18 protein-coding genes and 1 pseudogene are annotated in these 18,019 nt (G+C 66.6%); 14 read left to right on the top strand and 5 right to left on the bottom strand.

The annotated features are described in order from the left end of the window. Positions 1-85 precede the first annotated feature (85 nt). Positions 86-646, top strand: a complete 561-nt coding sequence (locus tag FND50_RS01135; RefSeq protein WP_260850865.1) for a potassium channel family protein — start codon at positions 86-88, stop codon at positions 644-646. 36 nt (positions 647-682) lie between these two features. On the opposite strand, the gene FND50_RS01130 is transcribed toward FND50_RS01135, so the two are convergent. Continuing rightward, complete coding sequence (locus tag FND50_RS01130) at positions 683-1,090, bottom strand: hypothetical protein (protein WP_144284461.1); 408 nt, start codon at positions 1,088-1,090, stop codon at positions 683-685. 166 nt (positions 1,091-1,256) lie between these two features. Between FND50_RS01130 and FND50_RS01125 the strand changes: the two genes are divergently transcribed. Together FND50_RS01125 and FND50_RS01120 are read left to right on the top strand one after the other, a co-directional pair. Continuing rightward, positions 1,257-1,655, top strand: coding sequence for a hypothetical protein (locus tag FND50_RS01125; RefSeq protein ID WP_005257648.1), 399 nt, complete (start codon positions 1,257-1,259; stop codon positions 1,653-1,655). A gap of 6 nt (positions 1,656-1,661) precedes the next feature. After that, complete coding sequence (locus tag FND50_RS01120) at positions 1,662-3,080, top strand: hypothetical protein (protein WP_144284460.1); 1,419 nt, start codon at positions 1,662-1,664, stop codon at positions 3,078-3,080. Here FND50_RS01120 and FND50_RS01115 read toward each other — a convergent pair. Further along, entirely contained in the window at positions 3,058-4,068 is a 1,011-nt protein-coding gene (locus FND50_RS01115; protein WP_144284459.1) for a GlxA family transcriptional regulator, read from the bottom strand. The genes FND50_RS01120 and FND50_RS01115 overlap by 23 nt on opposite strands. Positions 4,069-4,121: 53 nt before the next feature. On the opposite strand from FND50_RS01115, the gene FND50_RS01110 reads away from it, so the two are divergent. From FND50_RS01110 to FND50_RS01080, 7 genes and pseudogenes are all read left to right on the top strand, one after another. Continuing rightward, positions 4,122-5,441: an MFS transporter gene (locus FND50_RS01110; protein ID WP_144284458.1), complete on the top strand. Its 1,320-nt coding sequence runs from the start codon at positions 4,122-4,124 to the stop codon at positions 5,439-5,441. A 50-nt stretch (positions 5,442-5,491) separates the two neighbouring features. Beyond that, the gene (locus FND50_RS01105) at positions 5,492-7,342 is read left to right on the top strand and encodes a long-chain fatty acid--CoA ligase (protein WP_007296296.1); all 1,851 of its coding nucleotides are present in this window, start codon (positions 5,492-5,494) and stop codon (positions 7,340-7,342) included. 39 nt (positions 7,343-7,381) lie between these two features. Next, on the top strand, positions 7,382-8,143 hold the full coding sequence (locus tag FND50_RS01100; RefSeq protein ID WP_144284457.1) for a MerR family transcriptional regulator: 762 nt from the start codon (positions 7,382-7,384) through the stop codon (positions 8,141-8,143). Positions 8,144-8,213: 70 nt separating this feature from the next. Next, positions 8,214-8,603 (top strand): DUF5313 family protein, encoded by a 390-nt coding sequence (locus tag FND50_RS01095; protein ID WP_144284456.1) that lies wholly within the window; start codon positions 8,214-8,216, stop codon positions 8,601-8,603. A 162-nt stretch (positions 8,604-8,765) separates the two neighbouring features. Further along, a pseudogene (locus FND50_RS01090) lies at positions 8,766-10,387 on the top strand (acyl-CoA carboxylase subunit beta). Continuing rightward, positions 10,384-10,653: an acyl-CoA carboxylase epsilon subunit gene (locus FND50_RS01085; protein ID WP_005265720.1), complete on the top strand. Its 270-nt coding sequence runs from the start codon at positions 10,384-10,386 to the stop codon at positions 10,651-10,653. Before FND50_RS01090 ends, FND50_RS01085 begins: the two are co-directional and overlap by 4 nt. Positions 10,654-10,679: 26 nt before the next feature. Next, on the top strand, positions 10,680-12,461 hold the full coding sequence (locus tag FND50_RS01080; protein WP_144284455.1) for an acetyl/propionyl/methylcrotonyl-CoA carboxylase subunit alpha: 1,782 nt from the start codon (positions 10,680-10,682) through the stop codon (positions 12,459-12,461). A gap of 39 nt (positions 12,462-12,500) precedes the next feature. Here the strand turns inward: FND50_RS01080 and FND50_RS01075 are convergent, their stop codons facing one another. Beyond that, positions 12,501-13,406: an IclR family transcriptional regulator gene (locus tag FND50_RS01075; RefSeq protein ID WP_144284454.1), complete on the bottom strand. Its 906-nt coding sequence runs from the start codon at positions 13,404-13,406 to the stop codon at positions 12,501-12,503. Positions 13,407-13,521: 115 nt separating this feature from the next. Here FND50_RS01075 and FND50_RS01070 point away from each other — a divergent pair, with 115 nt between their 5' ends. After that, the gene (locus FND50_RS01070) at positions 13,522-14,427 is read left to right on the top strand and encodes an oxygenase MpaB family protein (protein WP_144284453.1); all 906 of its coding nucleotides are present in this window, start codon (positions 13,522-13,524) and stop codon (positions 14,425-14,427) included. A 134-nt stretch (positions 14,428-14,561) separates the two neighbouring features. Further along, positions 14,562-14,966 carry a hypothetical protein gene (locus FND50_RS01065; RefSeq protein WP_005263374.1) on the top strand — a complete coding sequence of 135 codons (405 nt, stop codon included), beginning with the start codon at positions 14,562-14,564 and terminating at the stop codon, positions 14,964-14,966. A gap of 30 nt (positions 14,967-14,996) precedes the next feature. On the opposite strand, the gene FND50_RS01060 is transcribed toward FND50_RS01065, so the two are convergent. Together FND50_RS01060 and FND50_RS01055 are read right to left on the bottom strand one after the other, a co-directional pair. Continuing rightward, complete coding sequence (locus FND50_RS01060; RefSeq protein WP_005263375.1) at positions 14,997-15,674, bottom strand: TetR/AcrR family transcriptional regulator; 678 nt, start codon at positions 15,672-15,674, stop codon at positions 14,997-14,999. A gap of 36 nt (positions 15,675-15,710) precedes the next feature. Further along, positions 15,711-16,556 carry an SDR family oxidoreductase gene (locus FND50_RS01055; protein ID WP_144284452.1) on the bottom strand — a complete coding sequence of 282 codons (846 nt, stop codon included), beginning with the start codon at positions 16,554-16,556 and terminating at the stop codon, positions 15,711-15,713. Positions 16,557-16,597: 41 nt separating this feature from the next. Here FND50_RS01055 and rraA point away from each other — a divergent pair, with 41 nt between their 5' ends. Together rraA and FND50_RS01045 are read left to right on the top strand one after the other, a co-directional pair. Further along, on the top strand, positions 16,598-17,068 hold the full coding sequence (rraA, locus tag FND50_RS01050) for a ribonuclease E activity regulator RraA (RefSeq protein ID WP_005563989.1): 471 nt from the start codon (positions 16,598-16,600) through the stop codon (positions 17,066-17,068). A gap of 162 nt (positions 17,069-17,230) precedes the next feature. Further along, a complete protein-coding gene (locus FND50_RS01045) occupies positions 17,231-17,971 on the top strand; it encodes an APC family permease (protein ID WP_260850864.1) in 741 nt (246 codons plus the stop codon). Positions 17,972-18,019 lie beyond the last annotated feature (48 nt).

Here is an 18,019-nt window from a genome sequence, read left to right as displayed (position 1 = left end):
CGGCGGAAACTGGAGGGTGGTGATCCGGCGGTCTCGACCTGGGAGCCGAACGGATCCGAGCGCAGCCGACGACGAGAAACGGGCGGTGACGGTGGCCGAGGACGGTGTGCGAAGTCTCTCCCGACGTGCGCGGGTGCGTGTACTGGTGCCGGCGGTGCTGCGCCCGGTGTGCGCCACGGTGGTGCTGGTGAGCGCATATTTCCTGCTGCCCTTCACCACGGTGGACAACCTGCGCACCGTGTCCCTGCTGATCGGTGGTCTCGCTGTGGTCTGCGCGGTGTACGTCTGGCAGATCCGCAGGGTGCTGCGGGCCGAGTACCCGGTCGCGCAGGCAGTGGAGGCGTTGGCCGTCACCGTGGGGGTCTACCTCGTCGCCTACGCGACGACGTACTTTCTGCTCTCGTACTCGGGGCCGGACAACTTCAACGAAGCGCTGACCCGCCTCGACGCACTCTATTTCACCTTGACGGTGTTCGCCACGGTCGGGTTCGGTGACATCGTGGCCTCCACGGAGGCCGCGCGGGCGGTGGTGTCGGCACAGATCATCGGCAATCTGATCCTGATCTCGTTGGGCATCCGTGTGCTGACGGCCTCGGTTCGCTGGCGGCGGAAGCCCGGGATCGTCCATGACTCGGCGGCGCAGTGACAACGGAACGCGAGCCGGCACTCGACGGGTTGCGGGCTAGAGCCTCTGCTCGTAACCCGGCTTCCATGTCGCGACAGCCCAGATCACGAACACGTCCAGCACGATCATGACGACCGACCACCACGGGTAGTGCGGCAGCCACAGGAAATTGGCGAGGATCGAGAGAGCACAGATCACCATGGCGCCGACACGGGCCCACGTCGCCCCGGTGAACAACATGACACCGACGGCCGCAACGATCACACCGAGCACCAGGTGAATCCATCCCCATGCGGTCGTGTCGAACTGGTAAACGTACTCGGGGCCGGCGACGACGAGGTCGTCCTGCATGAGCGCCGAGATGCCCGAGAGCACATGGAGAATTCCGATAGTGAGCAAAACTATCGCCGCCACCATGGATGTCGCGGCCGCGACCCCCTGCTTGACCAACGACTCGTCGGACATCGCGATCCCCCTTCCCGGACATACATTGGCCTGCAAATATTTTCCGTCGCCGCGTAGAGCGAGGTCAATACACGTACGTCCGGGCATCTTCCAGACAAAGGGCGAGCCGACGGAGGATACTTACTTACGCCAGTTCATTTCGTACGGTGACGAAAGAGGAACGGTCATGTCCGATGAATCGCTGGTCAAGCAAGGTGTGGCAAAGGGAACGTCGATGGGCGGGGCGGTTCTTCTCGTCACCGTCGGCGTACTCGAGTTCTTCCAGGGGATCTCCGCGATAGCCAAGGACGACGTGATCGTCGTCGGCATCGAGTACACCTATCAATTCGATGTCACTACCTGGGGATGGATTCATCTCGTGCTCGGCGTGATCGTTGCGGCCGTCGGTGTCGCACTGTTCACCGGGGCGACCTGGGCACGTGTCGGCGCGATGGTGCTGTGCGCCTTGTCGATCTTCGTCAACTTCCTGTGGCTGCCCTACTACCCCGTGTGGGCGATCACGATCATCGCGCTGAACGCCGTCGTGATCTGGGCGGTCGCCACCTGGAACCCCGAAGTGATCTGATCCGCAATGGAAGACGGCACGAGCACCGGCCCACTCGACAAGGACGAACGCACCGAACTCCTCCGGTTGCGCGAAGAGGTGGCGACGCTGCGCGGACAGGCCGCGGGCGCCGCCGCCGGTGTTCCGACCGAACCGGTCGCCCGCCCACCCCGGAACGGACTGCGCTGGACCGCCGTCACGATTCTGCTGGTCCTGGTCGCCGTTCTCGCACTCGCGTCGGTCACCGCACGCTTCACGAGAAGTCAGATCCTCGACACCGACCGCTACGTGAGCACGGTCGCCCCCCTCGGTGCGAATCCGGCCCTCCAGGCGGACATCACGAACCAGATCACCGACGAGATCTTCACCCGAGTCGACGTCGAGGGGCTCACCAAGGACGCACTCGAGGCACTGACCGACGTCTCGAATCTCGCAGCGAACGCTCCCCGGCTGGACGCGGCCGTGGTCGGCCTCGCACCGGTGATCACCAGCCAGGCAAAGAACTTCGTCCACGACACCGTCAGCTCGCTCGTGCAGTCCCAACAGTTCGAGGACCTCTGGATCCAGGCGAACCGTTCGGCGCACAACGCGCTGGTGGCGGTGATGACCGGGAACTACGGTCTCAGCTCGGTGGAGGTCGACCAGAGCGGCACCGTCAGCATCTCTCTGGGCACCGTCATCGACAATGTGAAGGCCGCGCTGACCGAGCGAGGTTTCGCGTTCGCCGACAAGATCCCCGCGGTCGACAAACAATTCGTACTGTTCCAGTCCCCCGAACTGGTGAAGGCGCAGCGCGCAGTCAATGCTCTCGACAAGGCGTCGGCCATCCTGCCGTGGCTGGGAATCGCCTGCGCCGCCGCCGCGGTCGCCGTCGCCCCCAGTGGCCGACGGCTGCGCGCGCTCTCCCTCGCCGGCCTGTCCATCGCCCTGGGAATGCTCGTCCTCGCGATCGGGATCCTCGTCGGACGCGCCATCTACCTCGACAGCGTCCCACCCGACGTCCTGTCGCCCGACGCGGCGGCAGCGGTCATCGACACCGTCCTGGTACCGCTGCGGACAAGTCTGCGTGCGGTCGCGGTCCTCGGTCTGGTGATCGCGATCGGCGCCTTCCTCATCGGCGGCTCGTCGTCCGCGACCGCCGTGCGTCGCGGCTATGGGCAGGCACTGGACTTCGCCCGCAAGTCCGGCGCCGGCCGACCGCCGAACGAAGTGGAACGGTGGGCGTACCAACTCCGAATTCCGCTGCGCTGCACCATCATCGGCGTCGCCGCTCTGCTGCTGATGTTCTGGCGCTACCCCACCGGACTGGTCGTGTTGTGGATCGTGTTCATTGCCCTGCTCGTGCTCGCGGCACTCGAACTGCTAATCCGCCCGGCCCGCACAACCACCGCGGAGGACAGCGGGACGAAGGAGGACTCGGGATCTACGCCGGTGCCGTCGTCTTGAGCGCCCGGACGCGAAACGTTCTGCGATACGCCGACGGTGGGACGCCGAGCACGGCGCCCATGTGCTGGCGCAGTGACACCGCCGTCCCGAATCCGACCTCGCGGGCGATGACGTCGACGGACAGGTCGGTGATCTCGAGGAGTTGCCGCGCGCGGTCGACCCGGTGAGTGATCAGCCAGCGGTTCGGGGTGGTGCCGACCTCTTCACCGAACCGCCGTGTGAACGTGCGGACGCTCATGTTCGAGTGCGCGGCCATTCGGCTCAGCGTCAGTGACTCACCCAGCCGATCCAGCACCCAGTCCCGGGTGGCCGCGGTGGACTCGGCCGTGGTCTCCGGGATCGGCCGCTCGATGTACTGCGCCTGCCCGCCGTCGCGCCACGGTGGGACGACGCATCGGCGCGCCACCTGATTGGCGACGCCGGAGCCGTGGTCGCGGCGCACGATGTGGAGGCAGAGGTCGAGTCCGGCCGCGACGCCTGCCGACGTGAGGATGTGCCCCTCGTCGACGAACAGCACGTCGGGATCGACGCGGACCTGCGGATAGGTGCGCTGGAAATGGTCGGCGTTGCGCCAGTGTGTGGTGGCACGCAGTCCGTCGAGGAGCCCCGCGGCGGCGAGAATGTAGGAGCCGGTGCAGATGGAGACGTAGCGCGTGCCGGGCCGGACGAAGGAGAGAGCCGCCTCCAGGTTCGGGGGCAGATGCCCGTCGTCGTAGGCCGGGCCGAGTTCGTAGGACGCGGGGATCACCACCGTGTCCGCCTCGGCCAGCAATTCGGGCCCGTGATCGACGGACACCGAGAAATCGGCGTCCGAACGCACAGGCCGTCCGTCCGCCGTGCAGGTCTGCACGTCGTACAGCGGATTTCCGTCGGCGTCGTGCGCTCGGCCGAAGACCCTCGACGGAATGCCGAGTTCGAACGGGATCACACCGTCCAGGGCGAGCACGACCACCCGATGACGTTCGGCCCTGGCCAGATTCTTTCGCATGTTGTCATTCTGGCAGCTTTCCCCGGGCGGGGCACACCCACCAGACTTGCCTGGTGACTTCCGAGATCGCGCCGCCCGGCCCGCCCGCGCCGCTCACCGACACGCGCCCGCCGCGCCTCCACTACGCCTGGCTGGTCGCCGCCGTCGCGTTCCTCGCCCTCGTGGGGGCCGCCAGTTTCAGGGCGGCGCCCTCGATCCTGATCGACCCCCTGCACGAGGACTTCGGCTGGTCGCGGGCAAGCATTTCCGCCGCGGTGTCGATCAACCTGGTGCTGTACGGGCTGACCTCGCCGTTCGCGGCGGCGCTCATGGAACGCTTCGGCATGCGGCGGGTGGTGACCGCGGCGCTGGTCCTGGTGTCCGCCGGCAGCGGACTGACCGTCTTCATGACCGCCACCTGGCAACTCGTGCTGCTGTGGGGCGTGCTCGTGGGGCTGGGTACCGGGTCGATGGCGCTCGCCTTCGTGGCCACCGTCGTCGACCGCTGGTTCGTCACCCGCCGCGGCCTCGTGACCGGCATCCTCACCGCGGGCAGCGCCGCCGGACAGTTGGTGTTCCTGCCGATTCTCGCAATGGTCGCCGAGCACTACAACTGGCAGACCGTGGCGCTGACGGTGTCGTTCGCGGCCCTCGCCGTCGTGCCGCTGGTCCTCGCATTCCTGCGCAACCGGCCGTCCGACGTCGGGACGGTGCCGTACGGCGCCGGAGCCGACTACGTCGCGGCCCCACCCGCCCCGACCGGGCGCGGCGGCGCCGCGGGCCGGGCCGTGACGGTGCTGGTGTCGGCGGCGCGGACCCGGGTGTTCTGGCTGCTGGCCGGCACGTTCGCCATCTGCGGGGCGAGCACCAACGGACTCGTCGGAACCCACTTCGTCCCGGCCGCGCACGACCACGGCATGCCGGTGACGGCGGCGGCGAGCCTGCTGGCGGTGATCGGGATCTTCGACGTGATCGGCACCATCGCGTCGGGGTGGTTCACCGACCGGTTCGATTCACGCAAGCTCCTCGGCATCTACTACCTACTGCGCGGGATCTCGCTGATGCTGCTGCCGATCCTGTTCGCGAACACCGTGCACCCGCCGATGATCGCGTTCGTCATCTTCTACGGACTCGACTGGGTGGCGACCGTACCCCCGACGGTCGCACTGTGCCGCAGACATTTCGGCGGCGACGCACCCATCGTGTTCGGCTGGGTGCTGGCGTCGCACCAGATCGGCGCCGGCATCGTGGCGTTCCTCGCGGGACTGGTGCGCGACCAGTTCGGCGGCTACGACTCCGCGTTCTACGTCGCGGGCGGACTGTGCGCGATCGCTGCCGTCATGTCTCTGGCCATCGCCGCGAGACCCCGCAAAATGGCGGCCGAGCACGGTTGACCTGCCCCGAAACCACTCCCCCGAGCGGTCCCGGTTCCTAAGATCGATACATGGCAGCTCAGCGCGCATCGGACGAGGTCATTGACCGCTCCAAAATCGAGAATCGGGCTCCGTCGGTAGCCGCATTGTTCGTGGATCGGGTGGCCCACTCACCCAACCGCGAAGCGTTCCGACACGTCGACGCGGCGGACCCGAAGAAGTGGTCCAGCGTCACCTGGTCCGAGGCGGGCGACCGTGTACGCAACCTCGCGGCCGGACTCATCGTCCTCGGCGTGCAGGCCGAGCAGCGGGTGGCGCTGGCTTCCGCCACCCGCTACGAGTGGGTGCTCGCCGACCTGGCCGTCATGTGCGCCGGCGCGGCCACGACCACGGTGTATCCCACCACCACCGCAGGCGACGTCGCCTACATCGTCGCCAACTCCGGCAGCCGCATCGTTTTCGCCGAGGACCACGCGCAGCTCGCCAAACTGCGCGAGGAGCGCAGCGAACTCGGTGCCGTCGAGAAGGTCGTCCTGATCGACGGCGACCCCGGAGACGACGACTGGGTGATCACGTTCGACCAGTTACACGACCTCGGCGAAGAACTGCTCGCCGAGACACCCGACGCCGTGCACGACCGGATCGAGGCGATCGGCCCCGACGACCTCGCCACCCTGATCTACACGTCCGGCACCACCGGCAGGCCGAAAGGTGTGCGGCTGTCGCACTCCGCATGGACGTATGTGGCGGCCGCCATCGACGCCACCGGCATCCTCGACGCCGACGACCTGCAATACCTCTGGCTCCCGCTGTCCCACGTGTTCGGGAAGGTCTTGCTCACCCTGCCCCTGCAGATCGGCTTCGCGACGGCGGTCGACGGGCGCGTCGACAAGATCGTCGAGAACCTCGCGGTGGTCAAACCGACGTTCATGGGCGCGGCACCCCGCATCTTCGAGAAAGCGCACGCGCGGATCGTCTCCACGGTGCGCGAGGAAGGTGGTGTGAAGGAGAAGATCTTCGACTGGGCCATCGGCGTCGGGCTGAGGGTGTCGAAGGCCAAGCAGGCGGGCAAGAGTCCGTCGCTACTCGACTCGGTCCAGCACGCCGTCGCGGATCGGCTGGTGTACAGCACGATTCGCGAACGGTTCGGTGGACGCCTGAAGTTCTTCATCTCCGGTTCCGCAGCGCTCAATCGTGATGTCGCGCAATGGTTCGATGCCGTCGGCATCGTCGTCCTGGAAGGGTACGGACTGTCCGAGACCAGTGCCGCATCGTTCGTCAACCGCCCGTCGGCCTACCGGTTCGGTACCGTCGGCTGGGCCATCCCGGGCACCGAGACCAGGATCGGCGACGACGGCGAAATCCTCATCAAGGGTCCCGGCGTCATGAGCGGATACCACGAGAACCCCGAAGCCACGGCCGAAGCGCTCACCGATGACGGCTGGTTCCGCACCGGCGACATCGGCGAAATGGACGAGGACGGCTACCTACGGATCACCGACCGCAAGAAGGACATGTTCAAGACGTCCAACGGCAAATACGTCGCACCCTCCGCCGTGGCGGCCACGTTCAAGGGCATCTGCCCCTACGTCGGTGAACTCATCGTCGACGGCGAAGGAAAGTCGTACTGCGTCGCCCTGATCTCCCTCGACGCGGAATCGATCGGCGAATGGGCAGAGAATCACGGGCTGGGCGGCAAATCGTTCGCCGAGATCGCGAACGCCCAGGAAACCCGCAACCTGATCGGCGGATACGTCGAAGAACTCAACGCCGGACTGAACCGGTGGGAGCAGATCAAGAAGTTCCGCATCCTCGACCGGGAACTCACCGTCGAGAACGGCGAGATCACACCGAGCATGAAGCTCAAGCGCAAGGTCGTGATGACCAATTTCTCCGACGAACTCGAAGATCTCTACAACTGAGTTGACCCTCACGCGACGTAAGGCTGCACGGTAGAGGACGTGAGCGAGAAACACACGGTCGGCGTGGTCGCCAGGCTGGTCGGAGTGAGCGTGCGCACTCTGCACCACTACGACGAGATCGGCCTGGTGACACCGTCCGACCGCACAACCGGTGGGTACCGCAGCTATTCGGACGCCGACGTGGAACGTCTGCACCGCGTGCTGACGTACCGCGAACTGGGTTTCCCCCTCGAGGAGATCGCAGCCCTCCTCGACGACCCGGACGTCGATGCCCTCGCGCATCTACGGCGACAGCACGCGTTGCTGAGCGAACGGATCGATCGCTTGCACGAGATGGCTGCTGCCGTGGAGAAGATGATGGAGGCGAAAAGCATGGGCATTCAGCTCACCCCCGAAGAGCAGAACGAAATCTTCGGCGACAACTGGCCGGGCGAGGAGTACGCCGCCGAGGCCGAAGAGCGCTGGGGCGACACCGACGCGTGGAAGCAGTCCCTGCAGCGGTCCGCGAAGATGAGCAAGGAGGACTGGAAGCGAATCAAGGCCGAGGGAGAGGCATTCGAGGCGTCGCTCGCGCAGGCGATGGCCGATGGTGTCGAACCCGGATCCGATCGGGCCAACACACTGGCCGAGGAACACCGCGCCGGCATCGAACGGTTCTACGACTGCGATCACGCAATGCAGGTGAACCTCGCCGAGATGTACCTCGCCGACGACCGCTTTCGCCGGCACTACGACGACGTCGCCCCCGGTCTGGCGCAGTACGTCCGGGACGTCATCGTCGCGAATGCGGAGCAGCAGTAGCGGGAACAGAGCGAACTCGACCACGCACCGTCGTCGAGTTCGCTCCGTTTGTCAGCACTATCCTGAAACCATGTCCGATGCGCAGCGTCCCAGCTCCAGTCAGTACGTCGGGTATCTCTTCGGCCGCACGCTGCCCGATTCGATGCAGGACTGGGTCCGCAACGACCTCGTCGGGCCGGGAGCCTCGGTGCGGTACGTCCTCCGTTTCATGCTTCCCGTCGTCGCGGTGCTGGCGTTGTTCCTCCTCATCCCCGGTCCGATCTGGATTCCGCTGGCGATGATGGCCCTCCTGCTGCTCCCGCTGCTCTACTTTGCGGTCGCGCTGATGAACATCTACCGTCGCCACCGTCTGCTCAGTCACGGCCTCGATCCGGACCTCCTGGGCGCGAAGGCGCAGCGTCGCGCCGACCGCACGCGCGAGGACTACGAGCGCCGCCACGGCCGCACCGAGGACCAGTAGCGTGATGCATCACACTCTCGCTTCGAGGGTGACGCAGCGCACGTGAACGATCGATAAGTAATGCGTTAAAGTGGCGGCGTCCGAGTGGGTAATCCCACGAACCGCGTACCCCACAGGGTGCAGCGCAGGTTCCGACAGCCTCGACGGGAAGAGCAGTCATAGATGACAGTCACAGATTCGGCGGTCACGCCCGATATTCACACGACGGCGGGAAAGCTCGCCGACCTGCGTAATCGTCAGACCGAGGCGCAGCACCCGAGCGGTGAAGCCGCGGCCCTGAAGGTCCACGCCAAGGGCAAGCTCACCGCCCGCGAACGCATCACCGCCCTGCTCGACGACGGCAGCTTCGTCGAACTCGACGCCCTCGCCCGGCACCGCTCGGTGAACTTCGGCCTCGCCGACAACCGCCCCGTCGGCGACGGCGTCGTCACCGGCTACGGCACCGTCGACGGCCGCGACGTCTGCGTGTTCTCCCAGGACGCCACCGTCTTCGGCGGCTCCCTCGGCGAAATCTACGGCGAAAAAATCGTCAAGGTCATGGACCTCGCCCTCAAAACCGGGCGCCCCCTGATCGGCATCAACGAAGGCGCCGGCGCCCGCATCCAGGAAGGCGTCGTCTCCCTCGGCCTCTACGGCGAAATCTTCCACCGCAACGTCCAGGCCTCCGGCGTCATCCCCCAGATCTCCCTGATCATGGGCCCCGCCGCCGGCGGCCACGTCTACTCCCCCGCCCTGACCGACTTCGTCGTCATGGTCGACCAGACCTCCCAGATGTTCGTCACCGGCCCCGACGTCATCAAAACCGTCACCGGCGAAGACGTCACCATGGAAGATTTGGGCGGCGCGCACACCCACATGGTCAAATCCGGCGTCGCCCACTACGTCGCCTCCGGCGAACAAGACGCCCTCGACTACGTCAAGGACCTGCTGTCCTACCTGCCCAGCAACAATCAGGCCGCGGCCCCCCGGATGCTGCCCACCGACCCGATCACCGGATCGATCGACGACTCCCTCACCGCCGAGGACCTCGAACTCGACACCCTCATCCCGGACTCGGCGAACCAGCCCTACGACATGCACGAGGTCATCCGCCGCATCCTCGACGACGACGAATTCCTCGAAGTCCAGGCCGAACGCGCCGGCAACATCGTCGTCGGCTTCGGCCGCGTCGACGGCCGCTCCGTCGGGATCGTCGCGAACCAGCCCACCGTGTTCGCCGGCTGCCTCGACATCGACGCCTCCGAAAAGCCGCCCGCTTCGTGCGCACCTGCGACGCGTTCAACGTCCCCATCATCACCCTCGTCGACGTCCCGGGCTTCCTGCCCGGCACCGACCAGGAATACAACGGCATCATCCGCCGCGGCGCGAAACTCCTGTACGCCTACGGGGAGGCCACCGTCGGGAAGATCACCGTCATCACCCGCAAGGCCTACGGCGGCGCCTACGACGTGATGGGCTCCAAGCACATGGGCGCCGACGTCAACCTCGCCTGGCCCACCGCCCAGATCGCCGTCATGGGCGCCTCCGGCGCCGTCGGGTTCGTCTACCGCAAACGCCTCCTCGAGGCCGCCCGCAACGGCGACGACGTCGACGCGCTGCGCCTGCAACTGCAACAGGAATACGAGGACACCCTCGTCAACCCGTACGTCGCCGCCGAACGCGGCTACGTCGACGCCGTCATCCCCCCGTCCCACACCCGCGGACAGATCGTGGCCGCCCTGCGCCTACTCGAACGCAAAATGGTCACCCTCCCGCCCAAGAAGCATGGGAACATCCCCCTATGACCGCGGCGGAATTGGTTGTCGACGAGGTGCTCGACGAGCTGGGCGCCGGCATCGCCGAAGAGCCGCCGGCGGCGCCGGCCGTGACGTTCACGGGCAACCCGAGCGACACGGACATCGCCGCGGTGCTGGCAGTGTTCGCTGCGATCGCCTCGTCCGGTTCCGCGGCGGAAGCGCCCGCGGTCGATAACGATTCGTGGGGCACTCCCGCCCTCATTCTGCGTCGGCAAGTAGCCGCCGCTGCCGTCCTGGTCAACGCAGGCTACTGAAACTGTAGAAAAGGGAAGACATTTCGATGAGTAGTGCACGTATTTCCAAGGTGCTCGTCGCGAACCGCGGTGAGATCGCAGTGCGGGTGATCCGGGCCGCAGCCGATGCCGGCCTGGCCAGCGTCGCCGTCTACGCCGAACCCGACGCCGACGCCCCGTTCGTGCGCCTGGCCGACGAAGCATTCGCCCTCGGCGGACAAACCTCCGCCGAGTCCTACCTGGTGTTCGACAAAATCCTCGACGCCGCCAAAAAGTCCGGCGCCGACGCCATCCACCCCGGCTACGGCTTCCTCTCCGAAAACGCCGACTTCGCCCAGGCCGTGATCGACGCCGGCCTGATCTGGATCGGCCCCTCCCCGCAATCGATCCGCGACCTCGGCGACAAGGTCACCGCCCGCCACATCGCCGAAAAAGCCAAGGCCCCGATGGCCGCAGGCACCAAGGACCCCGTCAAAAACGCCGACGAGGTCGTCGCCTTCGCCAAGGAATACGGTGTCCCCGTCGCCATCAAGGCCGCGTTCGGCGGCGGCGGCCGCGGCATGAAGGTCGCCCACACCATCGAGGAAATCCCCGAACTGTTCGACTCCGCCACCCGCGAGGCCGTCGCCGCGTTCGGCCGCGGCGAATGCTTCGTCGAACAGTATCTGGACAAGGCCCGCCACGTCGAAGCCCAGGTCATCGCCGACCAGCACGGCAACGTCATCGTCGCCGGCACCCGCGACTGCTCCCTGCAACGCCGCTTCCAGAAACTCGTCGAGGAGGCCCCCGCCCCGTTCCTCACCGACGACCAACGCCACCGCATCCACACCTCCGCCAAGGCCATCTGCAAAGAGGCCGGCTACTACGGCGCCGGCACCGTCGAATACCTCGTCCAGGGCGACACCGTCTCCTTCCTCGAGGTCAACACCCGCCTGCAGGTCGAACACCCCGTCACCGAGGAAACCGCCGGCCTCGACCTGGTCCTGCAACAGTTCAAGATCGCCAACGGCGAACACCTCGACCTCACCGAGGACCCCACCCCCCGCGGGCACTCCTTCGAATTCCGCATCAACGGCGAGGACGCCGGCCGCGGCTTCCTGCCCGCCCCCGGACCGGTCACCAAGTTCGTCCCGCCCACCGGCCCCGGCGTGCGGATGGACTCCGGCGTCGAAACCGGCAGCGTGATCGGCGGCCAGTTCGACTCCATGCTCGCCAAGCTCATCGTCACCGGCGCCACCCGCGACGAGGCCCTGGCCCGCGCCCGCCGCGCCCTCGCCGAATTCCAGGTCGAAGGACTGGCCACGGTCATCCCGTTCCACCGGGCCATCGTCTCCGACCCCGCCTTCATCGGCGACGGCACCACCTTCGACGTCTACACCAAGTGGATCGAAACCGAATGGGACAACCAGATCGAACCGTTCACCGGTAACCAGCCGATCGACGAGGACGAGTCCGGGCCCCGGCAGAACGTCGTCGTCGAGGTCGGCGGCCGCCGCGTCGAGGTGTCCCTGCCCGGACAGTTCACCCTCGGCACCGGCGCCGGTGCCCCGGCCGGGGCGGTCCGCAAGAAGCCCAAGCCCCGCACCCGCGGCGGCGCCCACGGCGGCGCCGCCTCCGGTGACGCCGTCACCGCCCCCATGCAGGGCACCGTCGTCAAGGTCGCCGTCGAAGAAGGACAACAAGTCGCCGAGGGCGACCTCATCGCCGTCCTCGAGGCCATGAAGATGGAAAACCCCGTCAACGCCCACAAGGCCGGCACCGTCACCGGCCTCGCCGTCGAACCCGGCGCCGCCATCACCCAGGGCACCGTCCTCGCCGAACTGAAATAGCGTGTGAGTACTTGTCAACCGCCCGCGGTTGACAAGTACTCACGGGTGGCGGCCGTGCATGGCGGCCGTCACCCGCGCCGCGGCGTCCCGGACCATTTCACCGATCTCCGTTGTGCGCACACCCGACATCGGCCGGGACGCGTCGGCGACACACAGTACGACCGCGGGTTCACCGTCACGGTCGAATGCCGCGGCATTGATCGACAGCGGCTGGTAGCTGCCCTCCGGGTCGATGTCACCGACCACGGCATCCGCCGACAACAGTGTGCGGGCCTCTCGAAGCGCGACGGTCGAGCGATGCCCGCCCACACCGCGACCGCGGAGTTCCGACACGGCATCCGCAAGTGAATGCTGTTGCTGCTCCATACATTCCATCGCGTATCCGCGCTCCCGCACGAGCGCGAGGGCCGGCTCGTACGTCGCCCGCAGCACGTCCACCTCGACACCCAGATTCTGCCCGCCGAGGGCATACCAGTCCTCGCGCTGCTCCGGCGGATACCAGGCCGCGATCCCCGAACCGATGGGCGGCGCGAGCAGCACCTTGTCGCCGAGCCGCAGGCCCAGGGTTCCGCGGCGACCCCCCACCGGCTGCACCACCTCGGCCACCACCACGTCGTTTCCCGATTGCACGAACGCGATGGACGCCATGTCCGACGCGTCGGCCAGTTCGTGCATCACCGACCGCGCGAGGTCGACGACATCCGTGGCCGTCGTCGCTGCACGTCCGATGGGGATGAGCGCGGGACCGAGTCGGTAGGTCTTGCGGGTGGGGTGCCGGATGAGCCACCCCGCCTCGGTCAGCGCCACGACCATCGGATAGCAGGTCGCCTTCGCAACACCCAGGTGCCGGGCGATGTCGGCGAGGCTCCGGGGCGTCTCCGGCTCGTCCGCGAGGAGTTCCGTCAACATCACGATGCGTTCGGTCTGCGGTGAATTTCGCGCCATGTGTTTGCATAATGCCACTCTGGCGTCGCACTGTGAACGGCGTTACAGTCGAGTCGTCTGAACGATCGCTAAATCACGTGGACCTCCGTCACAGCCGCTGCAGGAAGTGAAACCCATGAAACGCTTCGATCTACGTCGCCGGACCGACCGACTCGATCCCGAGACGCAGTACGAAGAGATCGCTCGCATTCTCGCCACGCAGGAATTTCCCTGGGACATCAACCAGGCCCTCAGCTTCGCGCTGTTCCGGACGTACGCCGTGCCGAGCATCGGGCGGTTGCTGTTCGAGACAGGTGAATTCACCGAACGCGTGCAGAAACGCTACGACGACACCGGCCTGATCCTCGACGCCGTCCTCGAACACGGCCTCACCAGCGATCCCGGTCGCGCCGGGATCCGCCGGATGAACCAGATGCACGGCTCCTACGACATCTCCAACGATGACATGCGCTACGTGCTGTCGACGTTCGTGGTGACCCCGGTGCGTTGGATCGACGACTTCGGCTGGCGGAAACTCACCCGCAACGAGATCGTCGGATCGACCAACTACTACCGTGCGCTCGGCAAGTACATGGGCATCAAGCAGATTCCCGAGACGTTCGAGGCGTTCGAGAGATTCCTCGACGACTACGAGCGTGAACACTTCCTCTTCGACGAGGGTGGCCGCGCCGTCGCCGACTCGACGCTCGCACTCCTCTGCACGTTCCCGCCGAACAACCTCGCGCCCGCCGCCCTGATCAAGCGCTTCTCCTGGGCACTCATGGACGATCCGCTTCTCGACGCGTTCGCCTACCGTCGGCCGTCCCGCCTCGCGCGAACTCTGTCGCGGGCTGCACTGAAGGCCCGCGCCCGCCTCGTCCGGTTCTACCCCGTGCGCACCGAGCCCAAGTTCGCCCGCGACCTCCCCAACATTCGCAGCTACCCGACTGGGTACGAAGTGGAGAAACTGGGCACCTTCCCCAGAACGTGCCCCGTACAGCACACCATCGGTACGGTCGCGCGGGAAAACACCGCATCCTGAACCGCTTTGGACGCCTGATCGACGGAATGCCGTGTGTTCGAACTATTCTCGGACACACGGCGAATGAGGGTTGGCAACTCCCGGTTCTGCCGTAACGTGGCTGCGCGTAGAGACCGTCGACAGGAAGGGATTTTGTGCACTTCTCGCGAGGGACCCTGACCATTGCCGCACTGGCAGGAGCGGCCTCACTCGCTCTGGCGCCCACGGCAACCGCCGCAACCACCTATCAAATCTCCGTCGTTCCGCCGCTCGGGACCGTCTACGCCAACAATCTGGTGACGCTCGGCGCGCTGGTCACGCCCACCCCGACCGGCACCGACGGATCCACTCCGGTCGAACTCGAGATCACCGAGCCCGACGGCGACGTGAACACGCGAACCATCCCGCTCACCCTCGGTGCCGGGACGGCAGCGATCCGGACGCACGAGGCCGGCCGCTACACCGCCGTGTTCACCTACGCCCCACCGAACGGCACACCCGCCGAGACGACGACACAGTTCGACGCCGTCGCGTCACCAGGGCTGGGCCTGGGTAGCTGACCACCGGAACCTGCCGAGGCGCATCACCGGTCAGACGCCGGCGGTGCGCCTCTTCTTCGGTTTGACGGGAGCCTCGGTGGATCCCACCGTCTTCATCGCGATCTCGACGTACTTGCGGGCCACCGCGTCCGGGGTCAGCTTGCCCTCGGCGTGATACCAGCGCGGAATCGACTGGCACATACCGAGAAGTGCCCGCGTCGTCTCCGCGGCATCCGACACGTCGAAGAGCTCCCGCTTCTTGCCTTCCTTGACGATCTCGAGGACCAGTTCCTCCACACCCTTGCGGACGGTGCGGTAACGCTGCCGGTTCTCCGGACTCAGGTAGCGCACCTCGCTCTCGAGGGCCGCCAGACGGGATCGCATGGTCATCCGCAACACGATCGCCTCGATGACGTTCGCGAGTCGCTGCACGGGATCGTCGCCGCCGTCGGCGCTCGCGGCGTGGGCGCGCTCGAGAACGTCGCTGGTGGAGAGTTCCAGGAGCGCCAGGAGAACGGCCTCCTTGTTCTCGTGGTGGTAATAGAGAGCGGGTACCGTGACACCGACTCGGCGGGCGATGTCGCGCACCGACGTGCCGTGGAAACCGTGTTCGTAGAACGCGTCGAGGGAGGCGCTGAGGATCGGCGTCAACTTCGTGGGTTCGAGGCGGCGCCAGTCCGCTGCGTTGCCGACCTCGGTGGGCGTCGCACCCTTGGATGAGCTGACCATCAAAGACCTATCTACCGCTCGCTATGCCAGGACGGGTCAAGTGTAGCTGTTCAGATAGTCGTCGAAGGTCTGCGGCGGCCGCCCGGTGAGCGCCTCGACGTCCCCCGTCACCACCGCCAACTCACCGGCCGCGATCGCTGCGTACGAGGTCACCCACCCTGCGACCTCGAAGTCCGGCGCCCCGAAGTGGGCGCGGGACGCGTACGCCTCGTCCAGCGTCTCGTTCTCGAAACGCACCGAACGTCCGGTCACCCTCGTGATCGTCTCGGCGGCCTCCGTGAGGGTGAACGCCTCCGGCCCGGTCAGCCGGTGGGTGACGCCGTCGTGGTCGCCGTTGCCGGTGGTGAGGACCGCCGTCACCGCATCGGCGACGTCGTCGGGCGCCACCGCGCTCACCCGTCCGTCCCCGGCGGGACCCCGGATGACGCCCTGATCGTCGGCCATCAGCGGGATCATCGACTGATACCAGCTGTCCTGCAGGAACGTGTACTTCAGCCCGGTCTCCCGGATGTGCTGCTCCGTGAAGTAGTGGTCGCGGCCGAAGGTGAACGTGCACTCGGGCGCCGCGCCGAGAAACGAAAGGTAGACGATCCGCTCCACCCCGGCCGCACGGGCGGCGTCCACCACGGTGCGGTGCTCCTCACGGCGGGTGGCGCTCTCGTGACCCGAGACCAGGAACAGCAGCCGGACGCCGTCCAGCGCGGCGGTCATCGCCGGACCGTCGGCGTACGTGGCCACCGCGAACGCGGAGTCGAAATGCTCGGCCAGCGGCTCGAGCCGCTCGGCGTTCCGCCCGATCAGCCGGACCCCGGCGCCGCCGCCGAGCCGCTCGAGCACCTTGCCGCCGATCGACCCCGTGGCTCCTGTCACTGCAATGGTCATGGCCCGCATTCTCCCAGCGCCGGCCCTCTATCCTGACGCGTATGACTGAACCCGTGGCAACCGCTGACCTGGCAGACGAGATCGGACCCGACATCCGGAGCTGCGACACGCAGTTCATCCAGTTCGGCGGCCGTGAAGTGTTCTCCGGCCCCATCACCACCATCAAGTGCTTCCAGGACAACCTGCTGGTCAAGCAGACCCTCGGCGAGCCCGGCAACGGCGGCGTCCTGGTGGTCGACGGTGACGCCAGCATCCACACCGCCCTGGTCGGCGACATCATCGCCGGACGCGGCGTCGACAACGGCTGGGCAGGCGTGATCGTCAACGGCGCGGTCCGCGACTCGGCGATCCTGAAGACCCTCGACATCGGCGTCAAGGCGCTGGGCACCAATCCCCGCAAGAGCACCCAGACCGGCTCCGGTGAGAAGAACGTCCCGATCGAGATCGGCGGCGTCACGTTCAATCCGGGCGAGACCGTCTACAGCGATCAGGACGGCGTCGTCGTCCGCTGATCCGGCGAGAACCGAGCGGCGGTTCGGTATCTATCGATGCCGAACCGCTGCGAGGCTCCGAGCGCCGACGCAATAATCCGGAGGATTCAGCGGTCGTTCGCACGACCCGCTCCTACGGAGGGCGAACTCGATGGCCGTACGGGCCGGCCTGCGTGTTCCTGTATGTCGTCCCCGCCATCGTCTTCCTGCTTCTACTACCCGACGCTCCTGGCCTACGTCGCGAGCACCTTTGCGTACGTGATCAATCCGGCGCTCGCCGCGAACGGCCTGTACACGGCCATCATCATCGTCACCCTGTTCTGGACCGGTGTTCTCGTGTCCGCACGGGGAATGAAGGCCGTCGCGGGACTGTCGAGTGCCGGACTCGTACTGGGCACGTTTATTCCCGGTGTGCTGCTCATCGTGTTCCTCGGCCAGGGCAATGCGTCGGCCGAGGAGATGGAATTCAGCGCCCTGCTCCCCGCCTGGACCGGCATCGCCAGTCTCGTGCTGATCGTCGACAACTTCCTGTCCTACTCGGGCATGGAGATGAACGCCGTGCACGTCTCCAGCCTGCGGCGACCAGCGAGCGAATTCCCTCGGGCGATGTTCGTCGCTGGGCCGGTCCTCGGAATCTTCGCGTACTGGATTCTCTCCGCCATCACCATGCAGGTGTATCTCGTGGTGCACGGGCTGATGTTCGCGCTGCGCACACCGTCCTGGAAACACGACTGGCGGCCGACCCGCTCGCGGAGGAGGCGTGATGACCACATCCGGCCGTATGGGCCGCCCCGACGACCAGTCCGTGAACACCGTCTCGGTCGACGACCTGCACAAGAGACCCGAAAACACCCACTGGATCCTGTATTCCGTCCTCGCCGCCGCGTTCGTCGGACTCCATCGTCGAAGGTGAGCGACTGGTGATCGCCGTGCACTGCCCGGACAGGTCGGCGGAATTCGAGTCCGCCGTCG

This window comes from Rhodococcus sp. WB9 (assembly GCF_007558985.1).
Taxonomy (GTDB): Bacteria; Actinomycetota; Actinomycetes; order Mycobacteriales; family Mycobacteriaceae; genus Rhodococcus_F; species Rhodococcus_F opacus.
The sequence above is the reverse complement of the archived record's forward strand: the minus strand, read 5'-3'. Positions and strand labels throughout refer to the sequence as shown.

Coding starts and splice junctions, on each gene's coding strand:
- FND50_RS01130 (WP_144284461.1), bottom strand. CDS start 1,090: ATGTCCGACGAGTCGTTGGTCAAGCAGGGGGTCGCGGCCGCGACATCC.
- FND50_RS01045 (WP_260850864.1), top strand. CDS start 17,231: ATGTCGTCCCCGCCATCGTCTTCCTGCTTCTACTACCCGACGCTCCTG.
- FND50_RS01115 (WP_144284459.1), bottom strand. CDS start 4,068: ATGCGAAAGAATCTGGCCAGGGCCGAACGTCATCGGGTGGTCGTGCTC.
- FND50_RS01125 (WP_005257648.1), top strand. CDS start 1,257: ATGTCCGATGAATCGCTGGTCAAGCAAGGTGTGGCAAAGGGAACGTCG.
- FND50_RS01120 (WP_144284460.1), top strand. CDS start 1,662: ATGGAAGACGGCACGAGCACCGGCCCACTCGACAAGGACGAACGCACC.
- FND50_RS01070 (WP_144284453.1), top strand. CDS start 13,522: ATGAAACGCTTCGATCTACGTCGCCGGACCGACCGACTCGATCCCGAG.
- FND50_RS01060 (WP_005263375.1), bottom strand. CDS start 15,674: ATGGTCAGCTCATCCAAGGGTGCGACGCCCACCGAGGTCGGCAACGCA.
- FND50_RS01105 (WP_007296296.1), top strand. CDS start 5,492: ATGGCAGCTCAGCGCGCATCGGACGAGGTCATTGACCGCTCCAAAATC.
- FND50_RS01080 (WP_144284455.1), top strand. CDS start 10,680: ATGAGTAGTGCACGTATTTCCAAGGTGCTCGTCGCGAACCGCGGTGAG.
- rraA (WP_005563989.1), top strand. CDS start 16,598: ATGACTGAACCCGTGGCAACCGCTGACCTGGCAGACGAGATCGGACCC.
- FND50_RS01085 (WP_005265720.1), top strand. CDS start 10,384: ATGACCGCGGCGGAATTGGTTGTCGACGAGGTGCTCGACGAGCTGGGC.
- FND50_RS01075 (WP_144284454.1), bottom strand. CDS start 13,406: ATGGCGCGAAATTCACCGCAGACCGAACGCATCGTGATGTTGACGGAA.
- FND50_RS01095 (WP_144284456.1), top strand. CDS start 8,214: ATGTCCGATGCGCAGCGTCCCAGCTCCAGTCAGTACGTCGGGTATCTC.
- FND50_RS01055 (WP_144284452.1), bottom strand. CDS start 16,556: ATGACCATTGCAGTGACAGGAGCCACGGGGTCGATCGGCGGCAAGGTG.